At 50.9% G+C, this 23,626-nt stretch carries 20 protein-coding genes; 15 read left to right on the top strand and 5 right to left on the bottom strand.

The window, feature by feature from the left end; translation table 11 throughout:
* Window positions 1-125: 125 nt before the first annotated feature.
* The gene (locus ACYVK4_RS28605; RefSeq protein WP_461131003.1) at window positions 126-1,466 is read left to right on the top strand and encodes a tetratricopeptide repeat protein; all 1,341 of its coding nucleotides are present in this window, start codon (window positions 126-128) and stop codon (window positions 1,464-1,466) included.
* A gap of 97 nt (window positions 1,467-1,563) precedes the next feature.
* Here the strand turns inward: ACYVK4_RS28605 and ACYVK4_RS28600 are convergent, their stop codons facing one another.
* Window positions 1,564-2,334: an AMP nucleosidase gene (locus tag ACYVK4_RS28600; RefSeq protein ID WP_461131002.1), complete on the bottom strand. Its 771-nt coding sequence runs from the start codon at window positions 2,332-2,334 to the stop codon at window positions 1,564-1,566.
* A gap of 122 nt (window positions 2,335-2,456) precedes the next feature.
* Between ACYVK4_RS28600 and ACYVK4_RS28595 the strand changes: the two genes are divergently transcribed.
* Complete coding sequence (locus tag ACYVK4_RS28595) at window positions 2,457-2,903, top strand: type I restriction enzyme HsdR N-terminal domain-containing protein (protein ID WP_461131001.1); 447 nt, start codon at window positions 2,457-2,459, stop codon at window positions 2,901-2,903.
* A 445-nt stretch (window positions 2,904-3,348) separates the two neighbouring features.
* Here the strand turns inward: ACYVK4_RS28595 and ACYVK4_RS28590 are convergent, their stop codons facing one another.
* The gene (locus tag ACYVK4_RS28590) at window positions 3,349-3,915 is read right to left on the bottom strand and encodes a hypothetical protein (RefSeq protein ID WP_461131000.1); all 567 of its coding nucleotides are present in this window, start codon (window positions 3,913-3,915) and stop codon (window positions 3,349-3,351) included.
* Window positions 3,916-4,409: 494 nt separating this feature from the next.
* Here ACYVK4_RS28590 and ACYVK4_RS28585 point away from each other — a divergent pair, with 494 nt between their 5' ends.
* The 3 genes from ACYVK4_RS28585 to ACYVK4_RS28575 all read left to right on the top strand — a co-directional run bounded on the left by ACYVK4_RS28585 (window position 4,410) and on the right by ACYVK4_RS28575 (window position 7,794).
* Window positions 4,410-5,237 (top strand): AraC family transcriptional regulator, encoded by an 828-nt coding sequence (locus ACYVK4_RS28585; protein ID WP_461130999.1) that lies wholly within the window; start codon window positions 4,410-4,412, stop codon window positions 5,235-5,237.
* A gap of 61 nt (window positions 5,238-5,298) precedes the next feature.
* The gene (locus tag ACYVK4_RS28580) at window positions 5,299-6,246 is read left to right on the top strand and encodes an alpha/beta hydrolase (protein ID WP_461130998.1); all 948 of its coding nucleotides are present in this window, start codon (window positions 5,299-5,301) and stop codon (window positions 6,244-6,246) included.
* A 906-nt stretch (window positions 6,247-7,152) separates the two neighbouring features.
* The gene (locus ACYVK4_RS28575) at window positions 7,153-7,794 is read left to right on the top strand and encodes a porin family protein (protein WP_461130997.1); all 642 of its coding nucleotides are present in this window, start codon (window positions 7,153-7,155) and stop codon (window positions 7,792-7,794) included.
* A gap of 319 nt (window positions 7,795-8,113) precedes the next feature.
* Here ACYVK4_RS28575 and ACYVK4_RS28570 read toward each other — a convergent pair whose 3' ends face one another.
* Window positions 8,114-10,321 (bottom strand): PAS domain-containing sensor histidine kinase, encoded by a 2,208-nt coding sequence (locus tag ACYVK4_RS28570; protein ID WP_461130996.1) that lies wholly within the window; start codon window positions 10,319-10,321, stop codon window positions 8,114-8,116.
* Window positions 10,322-10,666: 345 nt separating this feature from the next.
* On the opposite strand from ACYVK4_RS28570, the gene ACYVK4_RS28565 reads away from it, so the two are divergent.
* Together ACYVK4_RS28565 and ACYVK4_RS28560 are read left to right on the top strand one after the other, a co-directional pair.
* The gene (locus ACYVK4_RS28565) at window positions 10,667-11,077 is read left to right on the top strand and encodes a hypothetical protein (protein WP_461130995.1); all 411 of its coding nucleotides are present in this window, start codon (window positions 10,667-10,669) and stop codon (window positions 11,075-11,077) included.
* Window positions 11,078-11,629: 552 nt separating this feature from the next.
* Entirely contained in the window at window positions 11,630-13,186 is a 1,557-nt protein-coding gene (locus tag ACYVK4_RS28560; protein ID WP_461130994.1) for a polysaccharide deacetylase family protein, read from the top strand.
* A gap of 358 nt (window positions 13,187-13,544) precedes the next feature.
* Here the strand turns inward: ACYVK4_RS28560 and ACYVK4_RS28555 are convergent, their stop codons facing one another.
* The gene (locus ACYVK4_RS28555) at window positions 13,545-13,670 is read right to left on the bottom strand and encodes a hypothetical protein (protein ID WP_461130993.1); all 126 of its coding nucleotides are present in this window, start codon (window positions 13,668-13,670) and stop codon (window positions 13,545-13,547) included.
* Between ACYVK4_RS28555 and ACYVK4_RS28550 the strand changes: the two genes are divergently transcribed.
* Both ACYVK4_RS28550 and ACYVK4_RS28545 read left to right on the top strand, forming a co-directional pair.
* On the top strand, window positions 13,658-14,527 hold the full coding sequence (locus ACYVK4_RS28550; RefSeq protein ID WP_461130992.1) for a UbiA prenyltransferase family protein: 870 nt from the start codon (window positions 13,658-13,660) through the stop codon (window positions 14,525-14,527). The genes ACYVK4_RS28555 and ACYVK4_RS28550 overlap by 13 nt on opposite strands.
* A 289-nt stretch (window positions 14,528-14,816) precedes the next feature.
* Window positions 14,817-15,071 (top strand): hypothetical protein, encoded by a 255-nt coding sequence (locus ACYVK4_RS28545; RefSeq protein ID WP_461130991.1) that lies wholly within the window; start codon window positions 14,817-14,819, stop codon window positions 15,069-15,071.
* Window positions 15,072-15,185: 114 nt separating this feature from the next.
* Here ACYVK4_RS28545 and ACYVK4_RS28540 read toward each other — a convergent pair whose 3' ends face one another.
* Window positions 15,186-15,308 carry a hypothetical protein gene (locus ACYVK4_RS28540; protein ID WP_461130990.1) on the bottom strand — a complete coding sequence of 41 codons (123 nt, stop codon included), beginning with the start codon at window positions 15,306-15,308 and terminating at the stop codon, window positions 15,186-15,188.
* A gap of 56 nt (window positions 15,309-15,364) precedes the next feature.
* Here ACYVK4_RS28540 and ACYVK4_RS28535 point away from each other — a divergent pair, with 56 nt between their 5' ends.
* The 6 genes from ACYVK4_RS28535 to ACYVK4_RS28510 all read left to right on the top strand — a co-directional run bounded on the left by ACYVK4_RS28535 (window position 15,365) and on the right by ACYVK4_RS28510 (window position 23,602).
* The gene (locus tag ACYVK4_RS28535) at window positions 15,365-15,592 is read left to right on the top strand and encodes a hypothetical protein (protein ID WP_461130989.1); all 228 of its coding nucleotides are present in this window, start codon (window positions 15,365-15,367) and stop codon (window positions 15,590-15,592) included.
* A 241-nt stretch (window positions 15,593-15,833) separates the two neighbouring features.
* A complete protein-coding gene (locus ACYVK4_RS28530; protein ID WP_461130988.1) occupies window positions 15,834-17,045 on the top strand; it encodes a parallel beta-helix domain-containing protein in 1,212 nt (403 codons plus the stop codon).
* A 3-nt stretch (window positions 17,046-17,048) separates the two neighbouring features.
* Entirely contained in the window at window positions 17,049-18,086 is a 1,038-nt protein-coding gene (locus ACYVK4_RS28525; RefSeq protein ID WP_461130987.1) for an SO2930 family diheme c-type cytochrome, read from the top strand.
* Window positions 18,087-18,395: 309 nt separating this feature from the next.
* Window positions 18,396-19,076 carry an RNA polymerase sigma-70 factor gene (locus ACYVK4_RS28520; RefSeq protein WP_461130986.1) on the top strand — a complete coding sequence of 227 codons (681 nt, stop codon included), beginning with the start codon at window positions 18,396-18,398 and terminating at the stop codon, window positions 19,074-19,076.
* A gap of 24 nt (window positions 19,077-19,100) precedes the next feature.
* Window positions 19,101-20,120: a FecR family protein gene (locus ACYVK4_RS28515; RefSeq protein WP_461130985.1), complete on the top strand. Its 1,020-nt coding sequence runs from the start codon at window positions 19,101-19,103 to the stop codon at window positions 20,118-20,120.
* The gene (locus tag ACYVK4_RS28510; protein ID WP_461130984.1) at window positions 20,117-23,602 is read left to right on the top strand and encodes a SusC/RagA family TonB-linked outer membrane protein; all 3,486 of its coding nucleotides are present in this window, start codon (window positions 20,117-20,119) and stop codon (window positions 23,600-23,602) included. Before ACYVK4_RS28515 ends, ACYVK4_RS28510 begins: the two co-directional genes overlap by 4 nt.
* Window positions 23,603-23,626 lie beyond the last annotated feature (24 nt).

Here is a 23,626-nt window from a genome sequence, read left to right as displayed (position 1 = left end):
ATTATATGACTAAGATTTCGACTTGGTACACTTTCATACATAAATAAGTTTGCGAAGCGGTTACAATGGGTTAATTTTATCGCGCTCAACCAGGCACCTACTCACCACAACTTGCTACTTTACCTATGAAGCGACATGTACTGTCGCTGGCTGCTCTGTTTCTATGCGCCAGTGCACTGAATCCCGTTATGGCCCAACAAACGGCCGTTGAATTTTTCGACAGCGGTATCGCCAAAAGTAAATCGAACGATTTTACCGGCGCACTCCAGGCCTTCAGTATGGCCATCAGCATCAACCCCGAAAATTCGGCCAGCTACTACAACCGGGGGCTTGCCAAAGCCAACCTCAAAGACCATCGGGGAGCCATTCTGGATTATGACAAAGCTATCGATCTGAACGGGAAAGATGCGCTCGCTTTTTTGAGTCGGGGCGTCAGCAAAAGCCGACAGGACGACCACCGCGGGGCCTTGCTGGACTTTAGTCGGTCCATTGAACTCAATCCCGACGATCCGCAGGCTTACTATAGCCGGGGGGTTAGTCGCACCCGCATCGAACAGTATCGGGGAGCCCTGACCGACTTTTCGAAAACCATTGAGCTAGACCCGGGTAATGCCCAGGCGTATTATACGCGTGCCACGACCAAACAGAAGCTGGACGATTATGCCGGGAGTGTTGCCGACTTTTCGAAAGTGATCGAACTCACCCCCAAACGGGCACAGGCTTATGCCGGGCGCGGCATGTCGAAAGTTGAGTTAAATGACTATAGCGGGGCCATAAAAGACCTCGACAAGGCCATTGAATTAAGCCCTGACGATGCCGACTCGTTTTTCTACCGGGGTTATGCCAAAAGCAAACTGGATGACTATAAAACAGCGCTGGGCGATTATGACCGGGCCCTTGCCCTCAAACCCGACAACTTCAGGGCGTATTATGGGCGGGGTTTTTGCCGGAGTAAACTTGGTGATCAGAAAGGGGCGGTTCAGGATTTTAATCAGGCCATCGACATCAACAATGTCAACGCCGACACAAAAGTTGTATATGCGGGACGCATGACGCATGCCGTACTGGATAACCTTCGAAACGTAGTGCAGGAACGCAGCAAAATCAGCGAACTGAGCAACGAGCGGGCCGAAGCCTATTTCAGCCGGGGTGTCAGCAAAAACAAACAGGGGGAAGCCAAAGCGGCAATCATCGACCTGAACAAAGCCATTGAACTGAGCCCGGCCTACGCCGAAGCCTACTTTAGCCGGGGTATGATCAAGTCGGCGCAGGGGGATCAGAAAGGGGCCCTCACCGATTGCAACAGCGCCATCAAATTAAATCCCCGCTACCCCGAGGTCTACTACGTCCGCGGCCTTATCAAACATAGCCTTGGCGATGAGAACGGCGGCTGTCTCGACCTCTCCAAAGCCGGAGAACTAGGCTACAATCCGGCCTATAAGGTAATTAGCGACTATTGTAATTAGTAACAGGAGTTAGGAGTGAGAAGCGAGGAGTTAGGAAGGCTGGCGCATGATTTTGCTTGTGCGCCAGCCCTCCTAACTCCTATTGCTTACTACTCACCTATTCAAACTTCAGGTGCTTTACAGAGTCGCCGGAGGATTCGAGTTCGAGCAGGGCGTCGATGCCTATTTCGAGGTGGACGTTTACGAATTGACCCGTTACGCGTTTGTCGCTTTCTTCGGTTTTTACACCTTCCGGCACGAGCGGGTTGTCTGACACGAGCAGCAACGCCCCATGCGGAATGGAGTTGACAAAGCCGACAGTAAAGATGGTCGCCGTCTCCATGTCGATAGCCATGGCCCGGATTTCGCGCAGGTAATCTTTGAAGACCTCGTCATGTTCCCAGATCCGCCGATTGGTGGTGTATACTGTACCGGTCCAGTAGTCGAGTTCGTACCGTTTAATGGTCGACGAAACAGCCCGTTGTAACCGGAACGAGGGTAGCGCCGGTATTTCAGGACGCATGTAATCGTTGCTGGTCCCTTCGCCCCGGATGGCGGCAATGGGCAGAATCAGATCGCCGATCTGCGTTTTTTTCAATCCGCCACATTTACCCAGAAACAGAACCGCTTTGGGGTCAATGGCTGTCAGCAGATCCATAACCGTAGCGGCCATTGCACTGCCCATACCAAAGTTGATGATGGTGATGTTATTGGCGGTAGCCGTTTGCATGGCCCGCCCCATACCAAAAATCTCCACGTCGAACTTTCTGGCGAAAATCTCCACGTAGTTAATAAAGTTGGTCAGCAGAATATATTCGCCAAACACCTCAATGGGTGTGCCCGTATAGCGGGGCAACCAGTTCTGTACAATTTCTTCCTTTGTTTTCATGTAGTAAAGAATGAAAGGCCGAAAGAGCGAAAGAGTGATTTTATCATTACCGAAGTCGAATGGTGGGATTTTTTATTCGCTCTTTCACTCATTCCCTCTTTCGCTCTTTATATCTTTGAGGTATGGTTGCGCTGAACCTCCCTGCTTTTGACTGTAAAATTAAGCAAGTCGAAGGGAAACCCTATATTTTCGATTCATTACGCCGGAAGTACGTTCGGCTGTCGCCCGAAGAATGGGTACGGCAGCATATTGTCAATCTGTTATTGACCCATTACGCCTATCCAAAGGCTCTGATCCGTACCGAAGGGGGCCTGATGCTGAACCAGACCCAGAAGCGTACGGATGTTGTTGTTTTTGACCGGGCGGGGCAGCCATTTCTGGTGGTGGAATGTAAAGCACCGCACATTCCCTTGACCCAATCGGTTTTCGATCAGATCGCCCGTTACAATCACGTTCACAAGGCACCCTACGTGGTCATTTCCAATGGCCTGACGCATTACTGCTGCGGGATCGACCACGAGACGGCTGACGTCCGTTTTTTGGATGACTTTCCGGCCTTCGCTGCGTAGTGCCTGTCAAACAGCGTTAACCGGTCTTCACGCTGATTCTATCGTATGCTACCTTTAGTCGTTGCCAGATAGTAAAAAACACTTTCTCGGCAAAGGCTCCCCACCTGCTAGAAGAAGCTTTCATTTTAAAAATGAGCACTCGGGCGGTAGTTGACACACGGTTTCCCTGGACTACTTACAACTTCACCCGCTGTTAGTGCAACCATTGCGCTACTAATCAGTATTTTGAGTATTGTATTTTACTTTAAAATATAAAGCAACATCGACAATGAAGTATAGCCCTAATACTTGCTTTTCCTTACTACTAGTTGCTTGTTCATCCTCCAACCCTGAACCTGTCACTAATCTTCATACCTGATACTATTTTATTATCTCCTGTTTGATTTTGTCCACAGGAGATAACAAAAACGTTAAGAACAAGTCCTGTATCTCGTTCACAATTTGCTTAGCAACCACCCTGGCGAGGGGCGCGCTTATACATCAGTTTTCCATCTCGTTCGACATAGTCGCCCGATACGATTGGATAAAAATATTTGGGCGCGTGCATGACGCTATGGCTTCTTATAATTATTTTATCGTCGACTTTCAGGTTATGCAATTGCTGAAAGTCACTGGTAACGTTCGGCGAATTCTTGTCAAACTTCTCAGACCCAAAACTGAGAATGTAATCGTCACCATTAATCCTGACCATCACGCCAAAACCTAATCGTGAGCCTGGCGGAAGAGAAAGCGAGGTTACAACAGCCTCCATATTGGTAAAAGCACTTATATACTTCCTTATCTTCGCTTCACCGGCAAACACTTTTTTACCATCGGAAGACGCTTCCCATTTTTTGTACTTCATACCATCCGGGGTAGCCTCCCATCTTTTCCGTGCCGCTTTCCTTTCCTCAGCAGAGGGTGGCTTTGCATTTGACGTTTTTAACGCTTCATGTTTAATTTCACGATTAGCCAGTACCAGACCGCTTACCACAACCAGCGGTAAGATCAGCGCATAAATGATTCTTTTCATATTTTTTGCACGTTTAATTGTAGTAAATCTATATCCTGATAAATCAGATCCGGGAGAACTGCTTAGGCTCAAAGCTAAAGGTTTCTATTCTGCTGTCTATTAATGACCTGTAAAAGAATGTCAACGAAACGTAAAAGTGGCTTTTTAATGAATGTTGTAGCTTTTTACGCCTAAATAGCTGGGCACATTGACCCAACAGATTGCCTATAAAATAGTCTCAAAAAAACGCCCCCTTTAAGTGGCAAATACCCCTTTAAGTGGAAAATACAGGAAGGGGCTATCGTCGTCTCAGGTAGGAGCGTTTCCGCAATACTTTATTGATCAGGCCTACTTGATGGTTCGCCATTCGTAATTGCTTTACGAAGAAGAGCACTTGCTTATCAGCCGCTATAAACCCTTTGTGAGCTTTCTGCGCAATAAACTTGAGCTTCGCACGCAACCACCCGTACGCGCTAGCCTACTAATTTTGTTAGCTGAACGGATTTTTTAGCTGAATGGATAAACAGGAACGAATGCCTTCCGGGGGTGGGTCAGGAATCGTATTTTCAGTGTATGAGAGCCGTCATGCGGCCGTCGAACAGTGTGTCGCTCTACACGGCATAAGCTATATTCTATCGGGCCGCTTACGGGTATTGGATTCGGGGGAAAGTCGTGATTTCGGGGCGGGTAGTTTAGTTTTTTGCCCTAAAAATTTGCTGGCAAAATTCACCAAGATCCCGCCCGATGACGCTTCGTTTCGCTCCATCACGATCTTGTTTGATAACTCCGTGTTGCAGGCATTCAGCCAGCAATACGGGGTATATGGTGAGCAATCCTACACCAATAATCCGATTGTGCAGTCGCTGGCCCCCGGCTTGCTACTGCATAACTTCTTTGCCGCTTTAGAGCCTTATTTCGATCTGCCACTGCCACTGCCTTTGGCCCACCTCAAAGGACAGGAAGCCCTGCTATTGCTACAGCAATTGCATCCCTCCCTGCAGAGTGTACTGTTCAATTTTAGTCAGCCTGGTAAGATTGATCTGGAGACATTCATGCAACAAAACTTTCGCTTCAATGTCGAATTGAAACAGTGGGCCTATTTAACGGGCCGCAGTCTGGCGTCGTTCAAACGAAACTTCAACCGTGTTTTTCAAATGTCTCCTGGACGCTGGCTTTACCGAAAGCGGCTTGAAGAAGCCTTTTATTTGCTCAAAGTAAAAGGCAGGCGGCCATCGCAGGTCTACCACGAGGTTGGGTTCGAAAGTCTTGCCCACTTTTCGTATGCTTTTAAAAAAATATATGGTCAATCACCGTCTAGCATTACAATGGATGCGACCGGATAGGAGCCTGTTTAGACCACTCGATAGACGGATTGCTCAACCTTATAACCTTATAAAATAAACTATGTCTCATCAGACTCAGCGCGTTTCATTTAAAAACAAAGCGATCGACCTAGCGGGCGAGATTCGTCTGCCCGATGACTTTGATCAAAATAAGCAGTACGCAGCCCTGGTGATTGTTACCCCGGGCAGTAACGTAAAAGAACAGATCGGCAAGTTCTATGGGGAGCGGATGGCGGCTAAAGGGTTTATAACCCTAGCCTTCGACCCGTCCTATCAAGGCCAGAGCGGTGGCGAACCACGCGATTTAGAAGACCCCGCAGCCCGAGTTGAAGATATTCGCTGTGCGGTTGACTTTCTCACTACGCTGCCCTACGTTGGCCAGGACCGAATCGGTATCCTCGGCGTTTGCGCGGGTGGGGGTTACGCGGTGAATGCCGCCCTGACGGAGCATCGAATTAGGGCGGTCGGTACCGTCGTGCCCGTCAATATAGGCCGGGCTTTCCGACAAGCCGTTCGCTCAGCAGGTGGCGTTGTCAAAGCCATCGAAGAAGTAGGTAAACAACGAACCCTCGAAACGAATGGCGGTGAATTACGGCGCGAAAAATGGATTCCGGATAGTCCGGAAGAAGCAAAAGCCTGGGGCATTACTGACCCAGATACCTTAGAAGCGGTAGACTACTACCGGACTCCCCGCAGCTACAGCCCCTACTCGACCAATCGTCGCCTGTCCAGAAGCGATGCTTTGCTCATGGGGTTCGACGCCTTTCATTTGGTCGGGGAGTTACTTACGCAGCCCCTCCAGGTAATTGTAGGGGGAAGACTAGGGAATACCTTCTCATTCAGCGACGGCCAACAGCTATGGGAGCAAGCCCCAAACAAGAAAGATTTCATGGTCATTGAGGGTGCGGGACACTACGAACTCTACGATGTGGCCCAGTACGTCGATCAGGCGATTGACAAGCTCGATGGGTTTTATAAAGAGTATCTTGTTACCAGGGACGTAAACTAACATGAATCTTTTCAGATAACTAACTAGTTTGCTGGTTTACTTTCGGGAATAGGCCTGAAAAATGAGTTTTCTGCTAGTTTGTAGATGGCGGTGAACTCATCTCAGGTAAAGCGGGCATTGATTGAATCGCAAACCTGACAATAAAGCAGCTGGCCGCTTTGGGAGACGTATTGGTTAAGTATAGAAATAGTCTGACTCTTGCTACGATTACAAGAAGGCATTCATGAAAAGATTTGATCCTTCGTCTCAGGCAGGAGCGTTTTTAAAAGGCGGTTAGTTTTTTAACATCTGTCAAACGCCATTCGTCGTATACGCTTCTCTGCAATGCCAACCGGTTCCAGACCTAACCCTGGGGTGGCCGAAGATAAGCTGAAACCAGCCGGAAGTAAACTCTTCATTTTTGGGCAGAGCCCGGGAAGCTAGTTTTACACATCGTTTACAACAGCACCCGTCATGCAAAACCAACTGGCCCCACGCCTTACCTGGATTCAACTCACCCAAACCTCGGCCCGATACCCCAACCCCGATCAGTCCGCACCAGAGTTTTCTTTATATCCGTATGCGCTCAGGCTCGTGACGCACGAATGCCGAAAAGGGGGTAACCTATCCCCGTCCGCGAAACAGTCCCTTGCGCTTGCGGATAGTTATTCTGAAAGACGCCCTCGGTAAAAGCCTTTTAAACCCTGCGGGGATGGGCTAGCCGAAACTTAGCCCTCGGTTTTAGGGACTTTACTCGAGCAGGATCTGACTAAAAAAGACGAGCCATCAGATCTTCTGGCGATATAGGGTAGCTAACTACAAGGAGGGCTACTATCAGAATTGTTGCCCAGCCTACACAATTACCTCTCTATCAATCCATTAACCCTTATTTTCCACTTATCCATTCCATTTAAATCACGTAGTCACATGAAAAAATCTGCATTGCTAGTAGCCGCCTTACTTTTCAGTCCTTTGATTTCCTCAGCACAAGTCCGTTACGGGGTGACCGCTGGTGTTCAATTGGTTAGCCAAAAATATACCCTTGGTGGCTTGACATTAAAGACAAGTAATCAGCTAAGCTACATGGGTGGTCTGCTGGCCGATGTTAAGGTAAGTGAGAAAATCTCTATTCGGCCTCAGGTATTGTATTCGGTGAAGGGATCAGCCATCAATTTAGGCAGTTTGAGCGGGGGCTTGACAAGTGGATCGGTGAGTACGGTGTTTACCTATGTTGAAGTGCCTGTGCAGCTAACATACTCCCTGGAGGCAGGCCCCGGCTCAGTGGTCCTCGGAGCCGGTCCCTATCTGGCTTACGCCTTGAGTGGTAAATCAACGGCGACTAATTCAGGCAAAAAAGAAAGTCAGACAATTGATTTCAGCACCAAAGACGGAGATGCCAGACGACTGGATTATGGGCTGCGGCTGTCGGTGGGGTATGAACTCCCCTCCGGAGTGATGGTCTCAGGCTATTATTCGCCGGGCCTGGCCAATATCGCCAATGGTGCTTCTAGTTCTGTGAAAAATACGGCGTTCGGACTCTCCCTGGGCTTCTTGTTTGGCGGGAAGTAACTAAAGGATGGACTCCGAGCTATATTGAATAACCAGCCCTTTGAAGTAAAAAGGGCTGGTTATTCAATATAGCTCTATTCAGACGATTAGCAGTTAAGAAGGGAATGCGTTTGCCACTTACTGAATCGGCCATCCCTCCTTATATAGAGTTAGACTTAGTTCGTGGGACCGTAAAGTTTGATCCAGAATAACGCCCCTGGATCAATCAGAATGAAAGCAGGCAAATCACCAATGTGATGGGTCTCAAGCGATTGATAGTCTGAGTGTATTGCAAGGTCAGGCGAATCTAAAATCAACCCCGCCAACAAGTTCAGCTTACCTACACAGGAAGGTAAATGGAAAAGACAGTGCCCTGGCCCGGTTGACTCCGGGCGGTGATCGCCCCCCCATGATTGACGACTACCTTTTCGCAAATGGCCAGGCCGATGCCCGTGCCCGCATACTCCCCCTTCCCGTGCAGCCGCTGAAACACCTGAAAGATGCGGTTCACGTACTTTTCGTCGAAGCCAATCCCGTTATCGATCACATCAATCTGATGATAGGCCAGGGTACCCCGGTCCGGTTTGATCGACGCAGGGAGGTGTTCCCAGGTCAGCCACCGCGATTTGATCTCAACGTGTGGCGTGCTATCCGGCCGCCGGAACTTCAAGGCATTGCTTAGCAGGTTCTGAAACAACTGTCCCAGTTGAGATGCATCTCCCAGCACGGTGGGTAAGGGCTGCACCAGGATCTGAGCCCCTGTCTCCTTAATGGTAAGTTCCAGCGTTGAGATTACCTGCCGGACTACCTCATCCAACATCACCGGGCCGCTGGCATCCCGCTGGGTCGAGATGCGCGAGTAGTTTAAGAGATCTTTAATGAGGGTAGACATACGAGCTGCCGCAGACTGCATCCGCTCCAGATAATCGACCTCCTCCCCTTTCGACTGCGTATACCGCGCCTTTAGCAGGTCGCCAAACTGCTGAATCTTGCGCAGTGGTTCCTGCAGGTCATGCGAGGCTACGTAAGCGAACTGCTGCAGATTGGCATTGGATCGGGCCAGTAAGTTGTTGGCTTCCTGCAACTCCTGATTAATTGCAGCATACTCCTGGTTGATCGTGGCTAACTCCTGGTTTCTCCCCGCCAATTCGGCTGTACGCTGCTGCACCTGCTGCTCGAGCTGGGCAGCCAGGGTCCGGAGACGGGACTCACTTTGCTGAAGTAAGTGTTCCGCCAGCTTGCGATCGTGAATGTCGACACTGATGCCGACCCACTTGGTGATTTGATTGGTATATGGGTCACGATAGGGCTCACCTTTGTTGAGAAACCAGCGGTATTCTCCCGAAGCTGATCGGTTGCGCTGTTCGAGCTCAAAGTGGGTACCGTTTTGCATGGCTTGTTTAAAAACGGCTACCAGGAGCGGTTCATCATCCGGATGCAGCAGGTCAGCGGCAATCTGCCAGGCAGTGGTAGGTTTGTAGGAAACGCCACTGTATTCAGTCCACCATTTGTTAAGAAACTCGGTATTGCCCTGCGCATCCGTCACCCAAATCGCCTGGGGTACCGCGTCGGCCAGGAGCCGGAACCGCTGTTCACTTTGCCGCAGCGTTTCATCCGCCCGGGCCCGGTCAATGGCTACTACCAACCTTTCGGCTACCATATCCACTAAATTCAGCTCATCTTCCGACCAGCTATGCGCTGCCCGGTAATGGATAAACAAAACCGCCATCAGACGACCTTCCTTCATCAATGGCTTGTTAACCGTCGCCCCTAGTTCGAGCAGTTGATGCGCTTCTCTCTGAGCAGGCGTCAAGGTCAGGTCATGGGCAATATCGGATCGCACAACGGTGCGTCCTGCCAGAAACTCATCCAGTAGGGGGCCGTAATCAGCGTACTGGTAGGTACCCTGCAGATCTGCTACGCCGTTTACGTAGTTGCGCAGCACGACGATCGTTTGATCATCACCCTGATCTTCGGCATACCCGACCCGATTCGCCCCTAGGTATTCACCTACCAGGCAGGCCGTTTGATAGTACATCGTTAAGGGATCGCTTAAGGAACGGAGGGTGTCTGAAAGAAGCAGGATAAAGCGTTGCTGCGCTTGCTGCTGAGCCAATGCCTGGCGAGCCTCCACCTGCAGAGTAATATCCTGTGCGGTACCCGAAAAGCGGTAGGCCTCTCCCCGGTCATCAAAATAGGCCTGGCCCTTGGCCAGCAACCAGCGCGTCTGACCATCATTCTGTCGCTGGATACGGAACTCGATTTCGTAAAGTCCACCCCAGGCCGGATCGAGCGCCCGAAGCATAGCCTGATGTACAGCATGTTGATCCAGCGGATGAACATACTGCATCAGTTGCCGGATTGATTCAATGCCAAGGGCATCTGCACCCTCCATCCCGTACAGCTCTTTGGTGTAGGGATCCCACCAGGCCACCATCGTGCGCAGATTTACATCCCAGGTGCCAATCGCGGCTGCCTTCAGAGCAAATCGTAACCGTTCATTTTCAACCTCCACCCCTAAACCAAGGGGTACATTATCAACAGCCATCAAAAACGAATAGGGTTCTTATACGTCGGCCCTAACAAACTAGATAACTCCAAAGGCGGTATCGTGTTCAGCCTGCACAGGCTATGCCTAGCTATCCATCAGACACTAAATGACTGATATACAACTAATTAGTATTATTTTTATTAACAGGCTCCAGACGTTTTTCTGAATACTATCGACGAAAGAAGGCAACGTTTCATTGATCACATTTTTATCTCTGCACGATAATTCATACGATATGTCCCGTATGCGACGGAGTAAATTGGTCAGATAATACAATCATCTTCTCGCAAAATCGCTCCCTCCCGATACGCAATGGGGACAGCTATCTGGTAGCTACTGTATTTGGACATCACCGAGTGTAAACGGCAGGAGATAAATCTGGCTTTTCCGGCCGAAGTCAGCCAGGAGCTGGTCGTGCTGCCCGACATTGATAAAACGATGGATTCGCCTGGGGCCAAGATAGGGCAGCCTTTCGGTTTGTCACGATGTGTATTTGTAGAAGTTGATGACGCCCGGGAGGTCTGCTGGGTCAGCTACGGATGGGGGCGGGAAGGTGCCGTGGCAAGCCCCGGCAAACACCGAATCGTCGACTTTATCAGTAGGTCGCTCTCCATATTCAAATCACCTGCAAGAATCAACCGGGGCAAGGGTCTGCCTTTTCCATCTATCGGCCTAACGTCTTGCGGTAGTAGCGTTCTGAGTAGTGCTTCAGCCGCACGGCTATTTGCATTGAATGATACCCTTTACAAATAATGAGCTGCTCCTGAAGCGCTCTTCAGGCTAAATTGAAAAAGGAAACGATAAAAGGTGCTTGTTAGGCTTCTTGAAACGCGTATTAGCCAGTCATTTACGAGCAAGTTTATTATTCTTTACCAAGGCCGTACGCTCGACGGCTAATAGGCCTATTTACTTGCTGTTATCAGGTTACACGTACGTCTGCATATTGAGATTTTGGCAAATGTGATTCAATTTTCATATTATTATGTATATATCATTCAAAAAACAGAAAATAACTAAGTAAATTTCCTTAAAATATTTTTCGCTTAGTGTTACATATACTTTACATATATAGCGTAATAAGTTAACAATATTTCCTTAAAACTACATATTACAGTAAATAAATTAACTTATTTGATCGAATTGATCTATTTCATGATTTCTACAAATCACACATTATTAAGTATTTATACCTGAGCATATTATCACAAATACTGAGTAATATTCTGCACTTGATAGGAAAATTCCCGCTTGATAGGATTTAGTTGCACAGAATTATATTTGTTCAACTAACTTTTTTAACCATCTATGAAATTAACTTATACACTTAGCCTTGCCGCTGCTTTAGCCATTTCTCTACTAGCCACAAATTGTAGCCCTGTCGAACCGGACACAAGTTCAGGCGCTCAGGGTTCCAGGAGAGCTGCCACCGCTTCAGACATCACGGTAACTGTAACCTTCAATAATACGCCCGTTTCGCCTGTAGCCAATTTTGCTGATCTGAAGTATAATAAATCGGTCGGCTTCATTTTAGTGAAAGATGATGGAAAACTTGGCGACTACAATGTTGTCTATCCGTATATCGTAGGCGGAACCGCGGCTGACGGCAGTAGCTATCCAGGAATGACCTATACGGATGGGGCGGGCCAGCCTGTAAAATGGCATTATACCTTTGCCTGGTGCGCCAATAACACGCACGATGGAAGTAACAACACGGTGACAACCTGGGCACAGGCACGCACGATGTTTGCATCAGGGGCCATTGACTTCTCCAATCATAGTCTAACGCATGCAGCGTATTTTAGCCGTTATTATGACCTCAAGCAAAACGAAATAAACCTGTATAATCAGTTGGGAATCAAAACGCGCACGTTTACTGTACCTACTGATTATGAGGGCTTTGTTGAAACGGCTTTTTCACTAAACTACATCCTGACCGCCAGCCAGGGGTATGGGTCAAGCGGGTTCGCGTCTGATGACAACAATGGCCCTGTCAAGTATAATGTGCTTTGGACGGAAAAAGTCAAAAGTGATGAAAGCCGACGATTGATCACAACTCGCCGGTGGTGGGGAGATTCCTGGTCAGCGACCGACCTGGCCAATGCGACTAAATGGGTAGACGACGCTTTCACCGCATCAACCGGTGCCACTGCCGCCACCAAATATGTGTATCAGGGCTTTTCGCACGGGCTGAATTATCCATTTAGCAATTCGTCTCAATTTGTTAACTACAAAGCCTTCCTGCAGTACATCAATAACCATAGTAAAAATGGTGATCGTACCTGGATTCCAGGCTTGCAGGAGTTTGCCGAATACATGGAAGTGAAAAAGGGAGTTATAAAATCGCAGTCTGTTTCAGGTAATGTAATGACGATAAACCTGGATTACAGCAAACTGAGCGAGGATCTGATGTGGCGTGATGTATCCCTGCTAGTAGGTGGTGGCAGCATCAACAGCGTAAGCGTTAGTGGTGCCGACAACTTCAGCTACAATCCCTCTACCGGTCTTATCAATATTTACAAAAAGAAAACCAGCGGATTCGCCAACCCATCTTACGACGTAATTCCCCCGCAGCTGATGTCGGTTAATAAATCTGGCGCAAATAACGCAATCATTGATCTGACTTTCGACAGGGAAATAAGCCAGAGTGTACTTGCTGGTTGGAAGGTCACTACCGCCGGAATCAGTAACCCGATCACAGCATTGACCGGCTCCGGTAAAAACTGGCAGTTAACGGTGCAGAATGGGATTACTACGGGTCAGTTAACAAAAGTCGACTACCGTATGCAGCGCGGCAATGCTGTTGATATAAGCAATGGCAAGAAAGTAACTTCTTACATAGGCTACACCCTGACGAACAATTGAGACGGCAGCCCTTCAGGAGTAACGCTTATACGGCAGGCAGCCTAAAAGTGGATTAAGGTGCAAAAAGTAACAGGAATACGTGACGGTCGGCTGCTGTTGAACGGTACTTTCGCCAGCCGCTGCCTAACAATGATAAGGTACCAATTATCGGGCCTTGAAGCCAGTGTTTGCGGGATTCACTATCATAACGGTTACCGATGATTTCTAATCGTTTATCAACGATAAACGGCTAACAAACGGAGCACCCGTTGGTTTGTGTAGACACGTGCCGAACGGAAGTCGCAGACCGGCGGGGGCTCTTTTTGCTGTTTGGCGCTTACCCTGAACAAGATTTTTTTGCGAGCCAAAACGAGTGGCTTTAGATCCGCCTGATCGCGTTGTTCATCCCTGCAAAGGCATTCATGGCTACCATGCCCACCCAGGCATCCCAAAACAGATTGGCCTGTGTCGGTGTTCTTCCTCCACACGACCATGGTTCAGACACTCTATCGTTGCGTTAAAGCGGTTTGGCAGACCGCTATTTTTGGTAATTTCTACATTGCAACTTGCGCTGTGGTGATGAGTCTGACAACGATACGGTTGTTTGCTTTTCACGTGCCGGCGTCATTGCTTTATTTCGTCTTTGTGGGAACCTTGTGTAGTTACTCCCTGCACGTATACGTAACCGATTGGTCGTTGACCAATCAGTCCTTCGCCAATACTGAGCGTGTCTGTTGGATTACTACCCACAAACAAGAACTGCTCGGCGTGATACTGGGTTCGCTTGTGATTGGCATCTGGTACCTGGCTCAGTTAACGGCTTACCTGAGCCAGCTTTTACCCGTTGTCCTGCTGACATTTTTATATACCGCGCCCAAAATTCCCTGGCGCCCCTTTTTGGCCCTCCGAAAAATTGCCGTCCTGAAGACCTTGTATCTGGCGCTGGTCTGGACTTATGTGACAGTTGCTTTACCGTTCCTGGTTGATACCTCTCCCCAACCGGCGCGCGTGCTGGCAGGCGTCTGGTTCATCAATCGGTTTTTACTGATCTACGGCATTGCGATGTGTTTCGACTATCGGGACCGGGACATCGATCGACAATCGAAATGGCTCACACTGGTGTCCATGCTGGCAGAAGATCAGGTGCGCTTCTTGTTCCGGTGCATTTCTATAGGCTTTGCGCTGTCAACCGTTGGGCTTTACGGGCTGGGATTTGATCTATGGCAGTTGCTCTGGATTAGTATGCCCATGATCCTGCTGGTACTATTCTGGCGATCAATCGTCAGCAGTTCCTCCGATTATACCTATTATGTAATTTTAGATGGTTTGCTGCTGGTAACAGGTGTATTGATCTTCCAATAGCCAACGGTCTGATGGACCCATAAAATTGCGGATACGATTGAGAGGTTTGACAGATTGCTAAAACCAGCGTCTCATCAAACGCTCTTTTGTGAGACGACGGCCATTGGCATTAGGCCAACCTACCAGCTAATAAGCACATCGTTAACCGTTTTTTTAACTATTGATCAGGCGTCCTGATCAATTCCAACCAGGAGCGTTGTATAATTTTGTTTGTTTTTTAGGATTCTATGGTACCTTTAAGTTTTAAAAGGATCAGCTTACTAAACTTCTATTTATTCTTCTGCAATGTATGGAAAATGTTGACTTCACAAAGCTCAAGGACCTTCCCATTTCTGAATTACTGGCAATTTTAACCTACGGTTCCGAGAGTTTAGATCAGTTGCAAAAGAGGAAAGAATTTTACCTTGACCGAATGTCGCTACCCAGTGAATCCGAGGATATTGCCAAAATTGTAAAATGGGAAATTTATTATGAAGGGCTGGTAGATGAATGTCAGATTCATATTCAGGAAAAGATTTTAGCCGTTACAGGCAGCCCGAACTAATTCAAATAGAGTGGCTTTTAGCTAACTGCACCCGGCAGACACAAACCTCAACCGTTCACCTATCGAACTTTTTGGTGAACGGTTTCAGGTCTTACTGGCGACGGTCAAGCTCTTTCACCCATAAAAAGAGGGTAAAGCGGCTCTGGTAATCGCGTCGAACCGTGTTTTCAGAGTGATTACCTTTCGGGTGCGTATGTCGGCGCGCAGGCCCAGCTGCATATCCCTTTTGGTTCCCATTTCCAGGACATATTCATGTACCCGGCATTCCATTCACCTGCTCAACAGTCTTAAACGTGTCCCTGTTTATCGCCGATCATACCCAGCAGGCGCCCACCCGTATTGACCAGCACACGCCGGTTTTTTATCCCCGGGTAAAATCCAGAATAGAAGCCACCAACGTTACCGGCGTACACAATTCCCACCCTATCGACGGCGACAGCTTCAAAGCACTTCCGTTGTCCATCAGCCATTGTATACAGATCAGACAGGGAGTGGTAAATGATGTATCAGCGGGTGCGTAAACCTGTCAACAACCAGTAGAAGATCGGTGTCCCGTCAAAACGCTCCCCTATTATGAACGTTGACATGTTTGCGTCTCAAATGGGCCATCGCCAAACAAATATAGCGTACATGATCAGGCAATTAAGGTGCATCTTATACCGTCGAAATTTGCCAATAGTTTGGCTTTAAATTACCTTTATTCCCGGACGCTGCTACCCAAACAGGTAGCGAAACGACATCCTTTACGCTAACCCTGCCTCCATGAAATCAACCTTATTGCTACTGACCGTTTGGCTATGCGTTCATACACTTTACGCCCAACCAGCTATCCAGAAACGCTACCAGACGAACCTGATCATGGCCGATGATGGCAGCACCATCGACCTGGATGCGGGAACATTCACCTTTACCGGCAGCTTATCGCTCCAGGACAAAAAGCGCATCGTGATTCGCGGAAAAGGCATCGACAAAACCGTGCTCAGCTTCAAGGGGCAGACCGACGGAGCCGAGGGCCTGCGCGTATCGAATAGTGAATCGATTGTCATCGAAAACCTGACCATTCAGGATACAAAAGGCGATGGCATCAAGACCATGAACGTCAAAGGTATCCTCTTTCGCAACGTCAAAGTCGAGTGGACAGGTCCGCCAAAGGCGGAGAATGGTGGCTACGGGCTGTACCCGGTCCAGTGCGAGAACGTAGTGATTGACGGCTGCACCGCCATCGGGGCTTCCGACGCGGGCATTTATGTGGGGCAGTCGCGCGGAATTGTTGTCAAAAACAGTAAAGCCTACCATAACGTAGCCGGTATTGAGATCGAGAATTCGCGCAACGCTGACGTGTTCGACAACGAAGCCTACGAGAATACAGGGGGCATTCTCGTGTTCGATCTGCCCGATCTAGTCCAAAAGCAGGGAGGAAATGTGCGCGTTTTCAACAACTTCATTCACGATAACAACCTGCCGAATTTCGCCCCTCAAGGAAATATTGTCGCCAGCGTAGCAGATGGAACCGGCTTGCTGATTATGGCAGCCAACGGGGTTGAGGTGTTCAACAATCGGTTTGTTCGCAACCAAAGCATCGGGACGGGGATCATCAGTTACCTGTTCACCCAACTGCCTGTTGCCGACAAATCGTATTACCCTTATTCAACGGCCGTTTCTATTCATGATAACGTCTACGAGCGCAACCCCGGCCCGCCTACTTCGCGCGGGAAGTGGGGTGAACTGTATAAGAATATCCTTAAAACCGGCCCGCAAGTACCGCACATTCTGCACGACGGTATCATGGACCCGGCGACGGTGGATAAAAATGGAAATCCGCAGCCCGATCGGCGCATTTGCATTCGGAACAACGTAAACCAAAGTATCATCAACCTGGATGCCGGAACGGGTTTCAAAAATATGTCCCGCGATGCTGCGCCATTCAACTGCCAGTTGCCCCCGCTGAAGGCCATAACAGTCAACGCCCGTTAACCGATGCGTACTTACCTGACGGGTGCCTTGTTGCTGTTGGTGTGGCTGACGCTGGTCAGCTGGCAACAGGCAGCGGTGCCCGAAAAACTATCGGCCTATGGCTTCTTTGCCGGTGATCTGTCCCAGCAGCGCCCAGCCGACGGGGTTGTGCCCTATACGCTAAACACGCCTTTGTTTTCGGATTACGCCGAGAAACTCCGGTTCATCAAACTACCTCAGGGCCAGTCTGTACCGTATACGGATTCGACGGTGCTCAACTTTCCGGTCGGCACAACGCTGGTCAAAACGTTCTACTACCCGCATGACTTTCGCGACCCGGCCAAAGGGCGCCAGTTACTGGAAACCCGGCTGCTGGTTCATCAGCCAGACGGATGGAAAGCGCTCACCTACGTATGGAACCCCGAACAGACCGACGCACTGCTGGAAGTAGCAGGCGAAACCAAAACCGTTCAGTATGTGGATGCACAGGGAACTGCCCGTCAGCACGCCTATCTGGTACCCAACCTGAACCAATGTAAAGGGTGCCATAACCGCCAGGAAGTCATGACGCCCATTGGCCCTTCGGTACGGCAACTCAACGGCGATATGCTATACGCCGGGGCGAAGACGGGCGAAAACCAACTTCGGCATTGGCAGCGAAGCGGGATGCTAACGGATATGCCCCCGCTGGCCAACTGTCCGAAGACGCCCGTGTGGAATAAGCCGGAAACCGGATCGCTTAACGACCGGGCTCGGGCCTGGCTCGACATCAATTGCGCCCATTGCCACAATCCACAGGGGCCAGCCATGACGTCAGGATTGAATCTGAGCGTTGGGGAAACAGACCCGAGGGCGCTGGGGATTTTAAAACCACCGGTTGCCGCCGGTCGAGGGTCGGGTGGTCAGTCTTTCGACATCCTGCCGGGTCACCCTGAGGCATCCATTCTGATCTACCGCCTTCAGTCGACAGACCCGGGCGATATGATGCCTGAACTCGGCCGTAAACGGGTACATACCGAAAGTCTGGAGCTGCTTCGGGCATGGATCAAAGCGATGAATTAGTCATCAGCAGAACGTTCATGCACGCTCAGATCCTGGCAGCGCATCAATGTATGGCCAGTAAGCAGGACGTTGGTAAACGGGTGGTGCGGCCTGAACCAGATTGTCTGAATCACTCCCCAGGATGAGACAAAGCCGCTTTCATGCTGTACGTCAATACGCGGGCGTTTAGTTAGATAACCTTTACCCGTCAGCTACTAGCCATATGACACGGGCCTTAGGTAAATTTTGCATTTTATAAATAAAAAATAAAAATCGATTGGGGGATTTTTGGCATGAGCTTGTCTTCTGTCTACTAGACCCTTCGATTTAATGTCAGCCAACGCGTTTCCATTCCGGCATATACCGGACCCGGCACCCTCCGGGTCATCGCCTTTGCTACGGAGCGATACCGAATCTCTGCCCTTTCTGGCTGCTGACGGCGAGTTGTTCATCCGCAACGCCTTTGCCAACGATCCGAAGCTGGGCTGTGAACTGCTCTTCCGGCAATATTTTTCACCCCTTTGCAGTCATGCCATTCGGTTCATGTATGACCGACAGGCCGCCGAAGATGTGGTGGCCGACTTATTCTACACCTTCTACCAGAAAGAACTCTACAAGCAGGTCAGAGGCTCCTACCGGGCGTACCTGTATCAGGCCGTGCGAAACCGCGCCTACAATTGCCTGCGCTGGGAGTTGAACCGGCAGGAGACGCTGCCCGATGACCTGGACCCTGCCGACCTCGATGCTACCCAACCCGACCGTCTGTTGCAGCAGGATGAGCTATACCGGGCACTGGAGCAGGCTGTTCAGCAGCTATCGCCCCAACGGCAGCGGGTTTTTCTGTTGAGCCGATTTGAAGGAAAATCCTACAAAGAGATTGCCGCCGAAATGAGCCTGTCGCCCAAAACCGTTGAAAACCACCTGCTGCGGGCCCTCTCTACCGTTCGGCAATTTCTCCGACAACAGAACCTGATTAGTTGGGGACTGCTTCTGCTGACGATACTATTCTAGTGCTCAACGATAGACGACCTCATCATGAAACCAACGAAAGAACTGTTATTTACCTATTTTGCCGGGCAGGCCACGTCTGTCCAGCAGAAAGTAATTGGTGAATGGCTGGCCGATGCCGGGAGCCGGGAAACGTATTTCCAGTGGCTCGACGAATGGGAACGCAGTTTCCCGCAATATGCCCCCGACCTATCCCGGCATCTTGACCTGTTCCGCCAGCGACTCGATACGCCCGTTGACGAACAGGTACCACTGGTTCGTCAACGGGCGGCTGCGTCACGCCCGCTCTGGCGACGGGGAAGCTGGCTGGCAGCCGCTTCGGTTTCGCTGCTGCTACTGGCTGGCGGCTGGTTCGTCAAAGAAGCTATTCTGTATACCACCATCACGACGGAGGCACACCAGCTCCGTTCTGTAAGCTTACCCGATGGCTCAACGGTGGCCCTCAACAGCAATTCATCGCTGCGGGTGCCGCGAATTGGCTACGGCTGGATCTCCCGCCATGTTCAGCTAACGGGCGATGCGGTCTTTGATATCCGGCACCTGGCTAACAACCAGCCCTTTGTTGTGCTGGCCGCCAACGGGCTTGCGGTTGAGGTACTGGGTACAGAGTTCTCCGTGCGCAGCCGGGCCGCCCGGGCCGAGGTAGTCCTGAAACGGGGGAAGGTCAACCTTCACTATGCCATGGCCAATCGGCCGCCCCAGAACCTGCTTATGAAACCCGGCGACCGGGTTACGCTCGATGGTAAAGGAGCATTGCAGTTGCAGGCCCGCGCCGACACCATCCGGTTTGCCCACTGGCGATACCGTCTGTTTAGCTTCAACGACACATCACTGCGGGAGGTGGCCTCTCAAATTCAGACCGTATTTGGCGTAACGGTGCAGCTTGCCGACCCCGCACTCGCCCGCCGAACCCTGACGGGAACCATCCGCGCCGGTTCGTCGGATGAACTGGCCGATGCTCTGGCCGAACTGCTCAACCTACGGGTTAGCCACCGCGATCAGTATATCATTTTTTCTACTCCTTCTGAAATCCAGGTCAATCAATGAAAAAATCGCTACCGTTATTACTGACAACCAGTTGGTTGATCAGTGTGGGTTATGGGCATACCGTCGCTCAAACTCTGGCGTTTGCCCGCCCTCCGCAGCATACCGATAGCAGGCAGCCCGGCAAAGGTACGGCGGTCAGCGGAGCCAGTCAGCCCCTTAAACAAACGCTGCTGCAACTAAAAGACCATTACGGCGTCGATATTCTGTTCGAGGAATCGGTCATTTCGCGGCACCTGAGCCCCCTTGAACCGCTCAACTTCAACGCCCGGCTGGAAACAAATCTCGACCTGCTCCTTAAGCCCTATGGTTTACGCTTCAAGAAACTACGATCGGGGGCGTATCTGATTCTGCCGCCCAAAAACAACAACCGCGCGGTGATCAGCTCACCGGCACCAATACCCATGACAACCGCCGGAGCAGGTCCTGTGTCGCTGGCCGGTCTGACCAATCTGGCAACGGTGCAACCGATGGAAACATCGCAGACCGATATCCGGATAACTGGGCGCGTTACCGGCGAAACGGGTGAAGAACTGCCGGGCGTAAGTGTGGTGGTGAAAGGATCGTCGCGCGGGACAACGACCGATGCACAGGGACGCTACCAGATTAGTGTTCCGAACGATGCATCGGCCGTTACCCTGGTATTCAGCTTTGTCGGCTACGTCAGCCAGGAGCGGGCCGTCCGGAATCAGACGATTATGGATGTGCAGCTTCTGCCGGATACAAAAGCGCTCAACGAAGTGGTGGTCGTGGGCTACGGCCAGGTGAAGAAAAGCGATCTGACGGGCGCGGTATCGACCGTACCCGTCGAGGAAATTCGGAAGGTGGCCGTCACCTCCCTCGATCAGGCCTTGCAGGGCCGGGCCGCCGGGGTGCAGATCACCCAGAACTCGGGCGCACCCGGTGGTACAACGAGCATCCGGATTCGGGGCGGCAACTCCATCCAGGGTGATAACGAGCCGCTGTACGTCATCGACGGAATCCCCTTCAAGAACGACGGCGCCAGCAGCGGGTCGAATTTCAACGTGCTAAGTACGCTCAACCCCAGCGATATTGAGTCCATCTCGGTTCTGAAAGATGCCTCGTCGACGGCTATTTATGGCTCGCGGGGGTCCAATGGCGTCGTTATTATCACCACTAAACGGGGGAAAGCCGGCAAATCGACCATCAACCTGGATACGTATTACGGCATTCAGACAGTTCGCCGGAAATACCCCGTGCTGAACGGCCGGGAGTATGCCCAACTGGTAAACGACGCCAACACCAATGAAGGGCGCCCGGCGGTGTATACCCAGGAGCAGGTCAACGCCTTTGGTGAAGGCACCGACTGGCAGGATGAGATTTTCCGGCAGGCCCCCATTGCCAACTACCAGCTGTCGATGAGCGGTGGCGACGAGAAAACGCAGTACGCCCTTGCCGGTGGGTATTTCAAACAGGGCGGTATCATCGTCAACTCCGATTTTGACCGATATTCCTTCCGTATCAATCTGGACCGCAAGCTGACCAACAAAATAAAGATCGGCAATAGCCTGACGGTCAATCGAACCGTCACCAATCAGGCGCGTTCGGATGGGGATTTAGGCAGCGCGGGCCTGGTAACCATTGCCGCTCTGCAATTTCCGCCCATTCTGCCCGTCACCAACACCGATGGCTCGTACCTGCTCACCAGCCCGGCGCTGGCCTTCACCGCCGATAACCCCGTGGCGCTGGCCCGCGATAATAAAAACCGGAATACGGCCTACCGCATCTTCGGTAATGTGTTCGGCGATTACCAGATTCTCGACGGACTAAGTCTGCGGGTGCTGCTGGGTATCGACGGGGTTTTGCAGAAGCAGGATTCGTACCTGCCCCGTTCGGTATCCAGCGGACTGGCGCAGGGAGGAGCGGCTTCGATCTTCAGCGGGCAGTCGGTAACCTGGCTCAACGAAAACCTGCTGACCTACACGCGTACGTTCAATACGGTGCATACTATAACGGCCCTGCTTGGCTATACCCAACAGGCCAACCGCACGGAAAACAGCCAGGCACAGGCGCGTAATTTCGTCAATGACAACCTGGGTTCGAGCAACTTGGGATCCGGTTCGGTGCCGCTCACGCCTTCGTCGGGCATTGGTACCTGGGGCTTACAGTCGTACCTGGCCCGGATCAACTACGGCTATAAAGATAAATACCTGCTTACGGCCTCATTCCGGAGTGACGGTTCGTCGCGCTTCGGGACCAACAAACAGTATGGGTATTTCCCGTCGGCGGCTTTGGCGTGGCGGGTTTCGGAAGAAGCGTTTCTGAAAAACAATCGAGTCATCAATGACCTTAAATTCCGGGTTACGTACGGCGCAACGGGCAACCAGGATGGGGTGGGCAACTACCCGGCCTACTCGCTGCTGGGCACGCAGAACTACGTTTTCGGAAATACCGTGTCGACGGGTCTAGGACCCAATCAGATTGCCAACCCCGACCTGTCGTGGGAAACGACGACCCAGGCCGATATGGGCGTCGACGTTGGTTTGCTCAATAACCGCATCACGCTGACGGCCGATCTGTACCTGAAACGAACCAAAGACCTGTTGCTCAATGTGACTGTGCCAAGCACATCCGGCTTCTCCAGCGCCTTCAAAAACCTTGGCAAAGTGGAGAATAAAGGGTTCGAGCTCAGCATTTCCTCACGAAATCTGGATGGTGCCTTTAAGTGGAGCACCGATCTGAACTTTGCGCTCAACCGCAACAAGGTCCTCGACATTGGCGGGGCTCCGCAGATTTTTGCCGGTAGCGTGGCCAACATTGGCCAGGGACTGAACTCGGGCATTATCCGGGTAGGCGAACCGCTGGGGTCATTCTTTGGCTATGTCACGAATGGCCTTTACCAGACCACCGATGAACTGGCCGCCCTGACCGACCCGCAGGCCCGCAAACCCGGCGACCGACGGTACCTGGACATCAACGGCGACAAGAAAATTGACGACAACGACCGAACAATTATTGGTCGGGCACAACCGAAGTTTCTGGGCGGGCTGAGTAATACCTTCTCCTACAAAGGCATTGAACTGACAGCTTTTTTACAAGGCGTATATGGCAATAACATCCTGAACGCCAACCGGTATGAGCTTGAATACCTCAACGCCACGACCAATCAGGATCGTGACATGCTGAACCGCTGGACACCCACCAACACCAATACCGACATTCCCCGGGCCTCAACCACCCGTCCGGCCAACCGCGTATCGACCCGGCAGATCGAGGATGGGTCGTACCTCCGGCTAAAGAACGTTCAACTGGCCTATAACCTACCCGGATCGGCGCTGAAAACGCTGAAAATCCAGTCGTTGCGGGTGTATGTGACGGCACAGAATTACCTGACCTGGACAAACTACTCGGGTTACGATCCGGAGGTGAACCGGTTCGGGCAGGACAGCCGCAGCCAGGGCTTCGATTACGCCAGCTATCCGTCGGCCAAAACCATCCTGTTCGGCCTTAACGTAGGATTCTGATTTGATATATGATGTAGGATATGT

Source organism: Spirosoma aerophilum (genome assembly GCF_054782495.1).
This window is presented reverse-complemented; position numbering and strand designations above follow the sequence as displayed.

Coding starts and splice junctions, on each gene's coding strand:
- ACYVK4_RS28605 (WP_461131003.1), top strand. CDS start 126: ATGAAGCGACATGTACTGTCGCTGGCTGCTCTGTTTCTATGCGCCAGT.
- ACYVK4_RS28600 (WP_461131002.1), bottom strand. CDS start 2,334: ATGAAAACAAAGGAAGAAATTGTACAGAACTGGTTGCCCCGCTATACG.
- ACYVK4_RS28595 (WP_461131001.1), top strand. CDS start 2,457: ATGGTTGCGCTGAACCTCCCTGCTTTTGACTGTAAAATTAAGCAAGTC.
- ACYVK4_RS28590 (WP_461131000.1), bottom strand. CDS start 3,915: ATGAAAAGAATCATTTATGCGCTGATCTTACCGCTGGTTGTGGTAAGC.
- ACYVK4_RS28585 (WP_461130999.1), top strand. CDS start 4,410: ATGGATAAACAGGAACGAATGCCTTCCGGGGGTGGGTCAGGAATCGTA.
- ACYVK4_RS28580 (WP_461130998.1), top strand. CDS start 5,299: ATGTCTCATCAGACTCAGCGCGTTTCATTTAAAAACAAAGCGATCGAC.
- ACYVK4_RS28575 (WP_461130997.1), top strand. CDS start 7,153: ATGAAAAAATCTGCATTGCTAGTAGCCGCCTTACTTTTCAGTCCTTTG.
- ACYVK4_RS28570 (WP_461130996.1), bottom strand. CDS start 10,321: ATGGCTGTTGATAATGTACCCCTTGGTTTAGGGGTGGAGGTTGAAAAT.
- ACYVK4_RS28560 (WP_461130994.1), top strand. CDS start 11,630: ATGAAATTAACTTATACACTTAGCCTTGCCGCTGCTTTAGCCATTTCT.
- ACYVK4_RS28550 (WP_461130992.1), top strand. CDS start 13,658: ATGGTTCAGACACTCTATCGTTGCGTTAAAGCGGTTTGGCAGACCGCT.
- ACYVK4_RS28545 (WP_461130991.1), top strand. CDS start 14,817: ATGGAAAATGTTGACTTCACAAAGCTCAAGGACCTTCCCATTTCTGAA.
- ACYVK4_RS28540 (WP_461130990.1), bottom strand. CDS start 15,308: ATGGGAACCAAAAGGGATATGCAGCTGGGCCTGCGCGCCGACATACGC.
- ACYVK4_RS28530 (WP_461130988.1), top strand. CDS start 15,834: ATGAAATCAACCTTATTGCTACTGACCGTTTGGCTATGCGTTCATACA.
- ACYVK4_RS28525 (WP_461130987.1), top strand. CDS start 17,049: ATGCGTACTTACCTGACGGGTGCCTTGTTGCTGTTGGTGTGGCTGACG.
- ACYVK4_RS28520 (WP_461130986.1), top strand. CDS start 18,396: ATGTCAGCCAACGCGTTTCCATTCCGGCATATACCGGACCCGGCACCC.
- ACYVK4_RS28515 (WP_461130985.1), top strand. CDS start 19,101: ATGAAACCAACGAAAGAACTGTTATTTACCTATTTTGCCGGGCAGGCC.
- ACYVK4_RS28510 (WP_461130984.1), top strand. CDS start 20,117: ATGAAAAAATCGCTACCGTTATTACTGACAACCAGTTGGTTGATCAGT.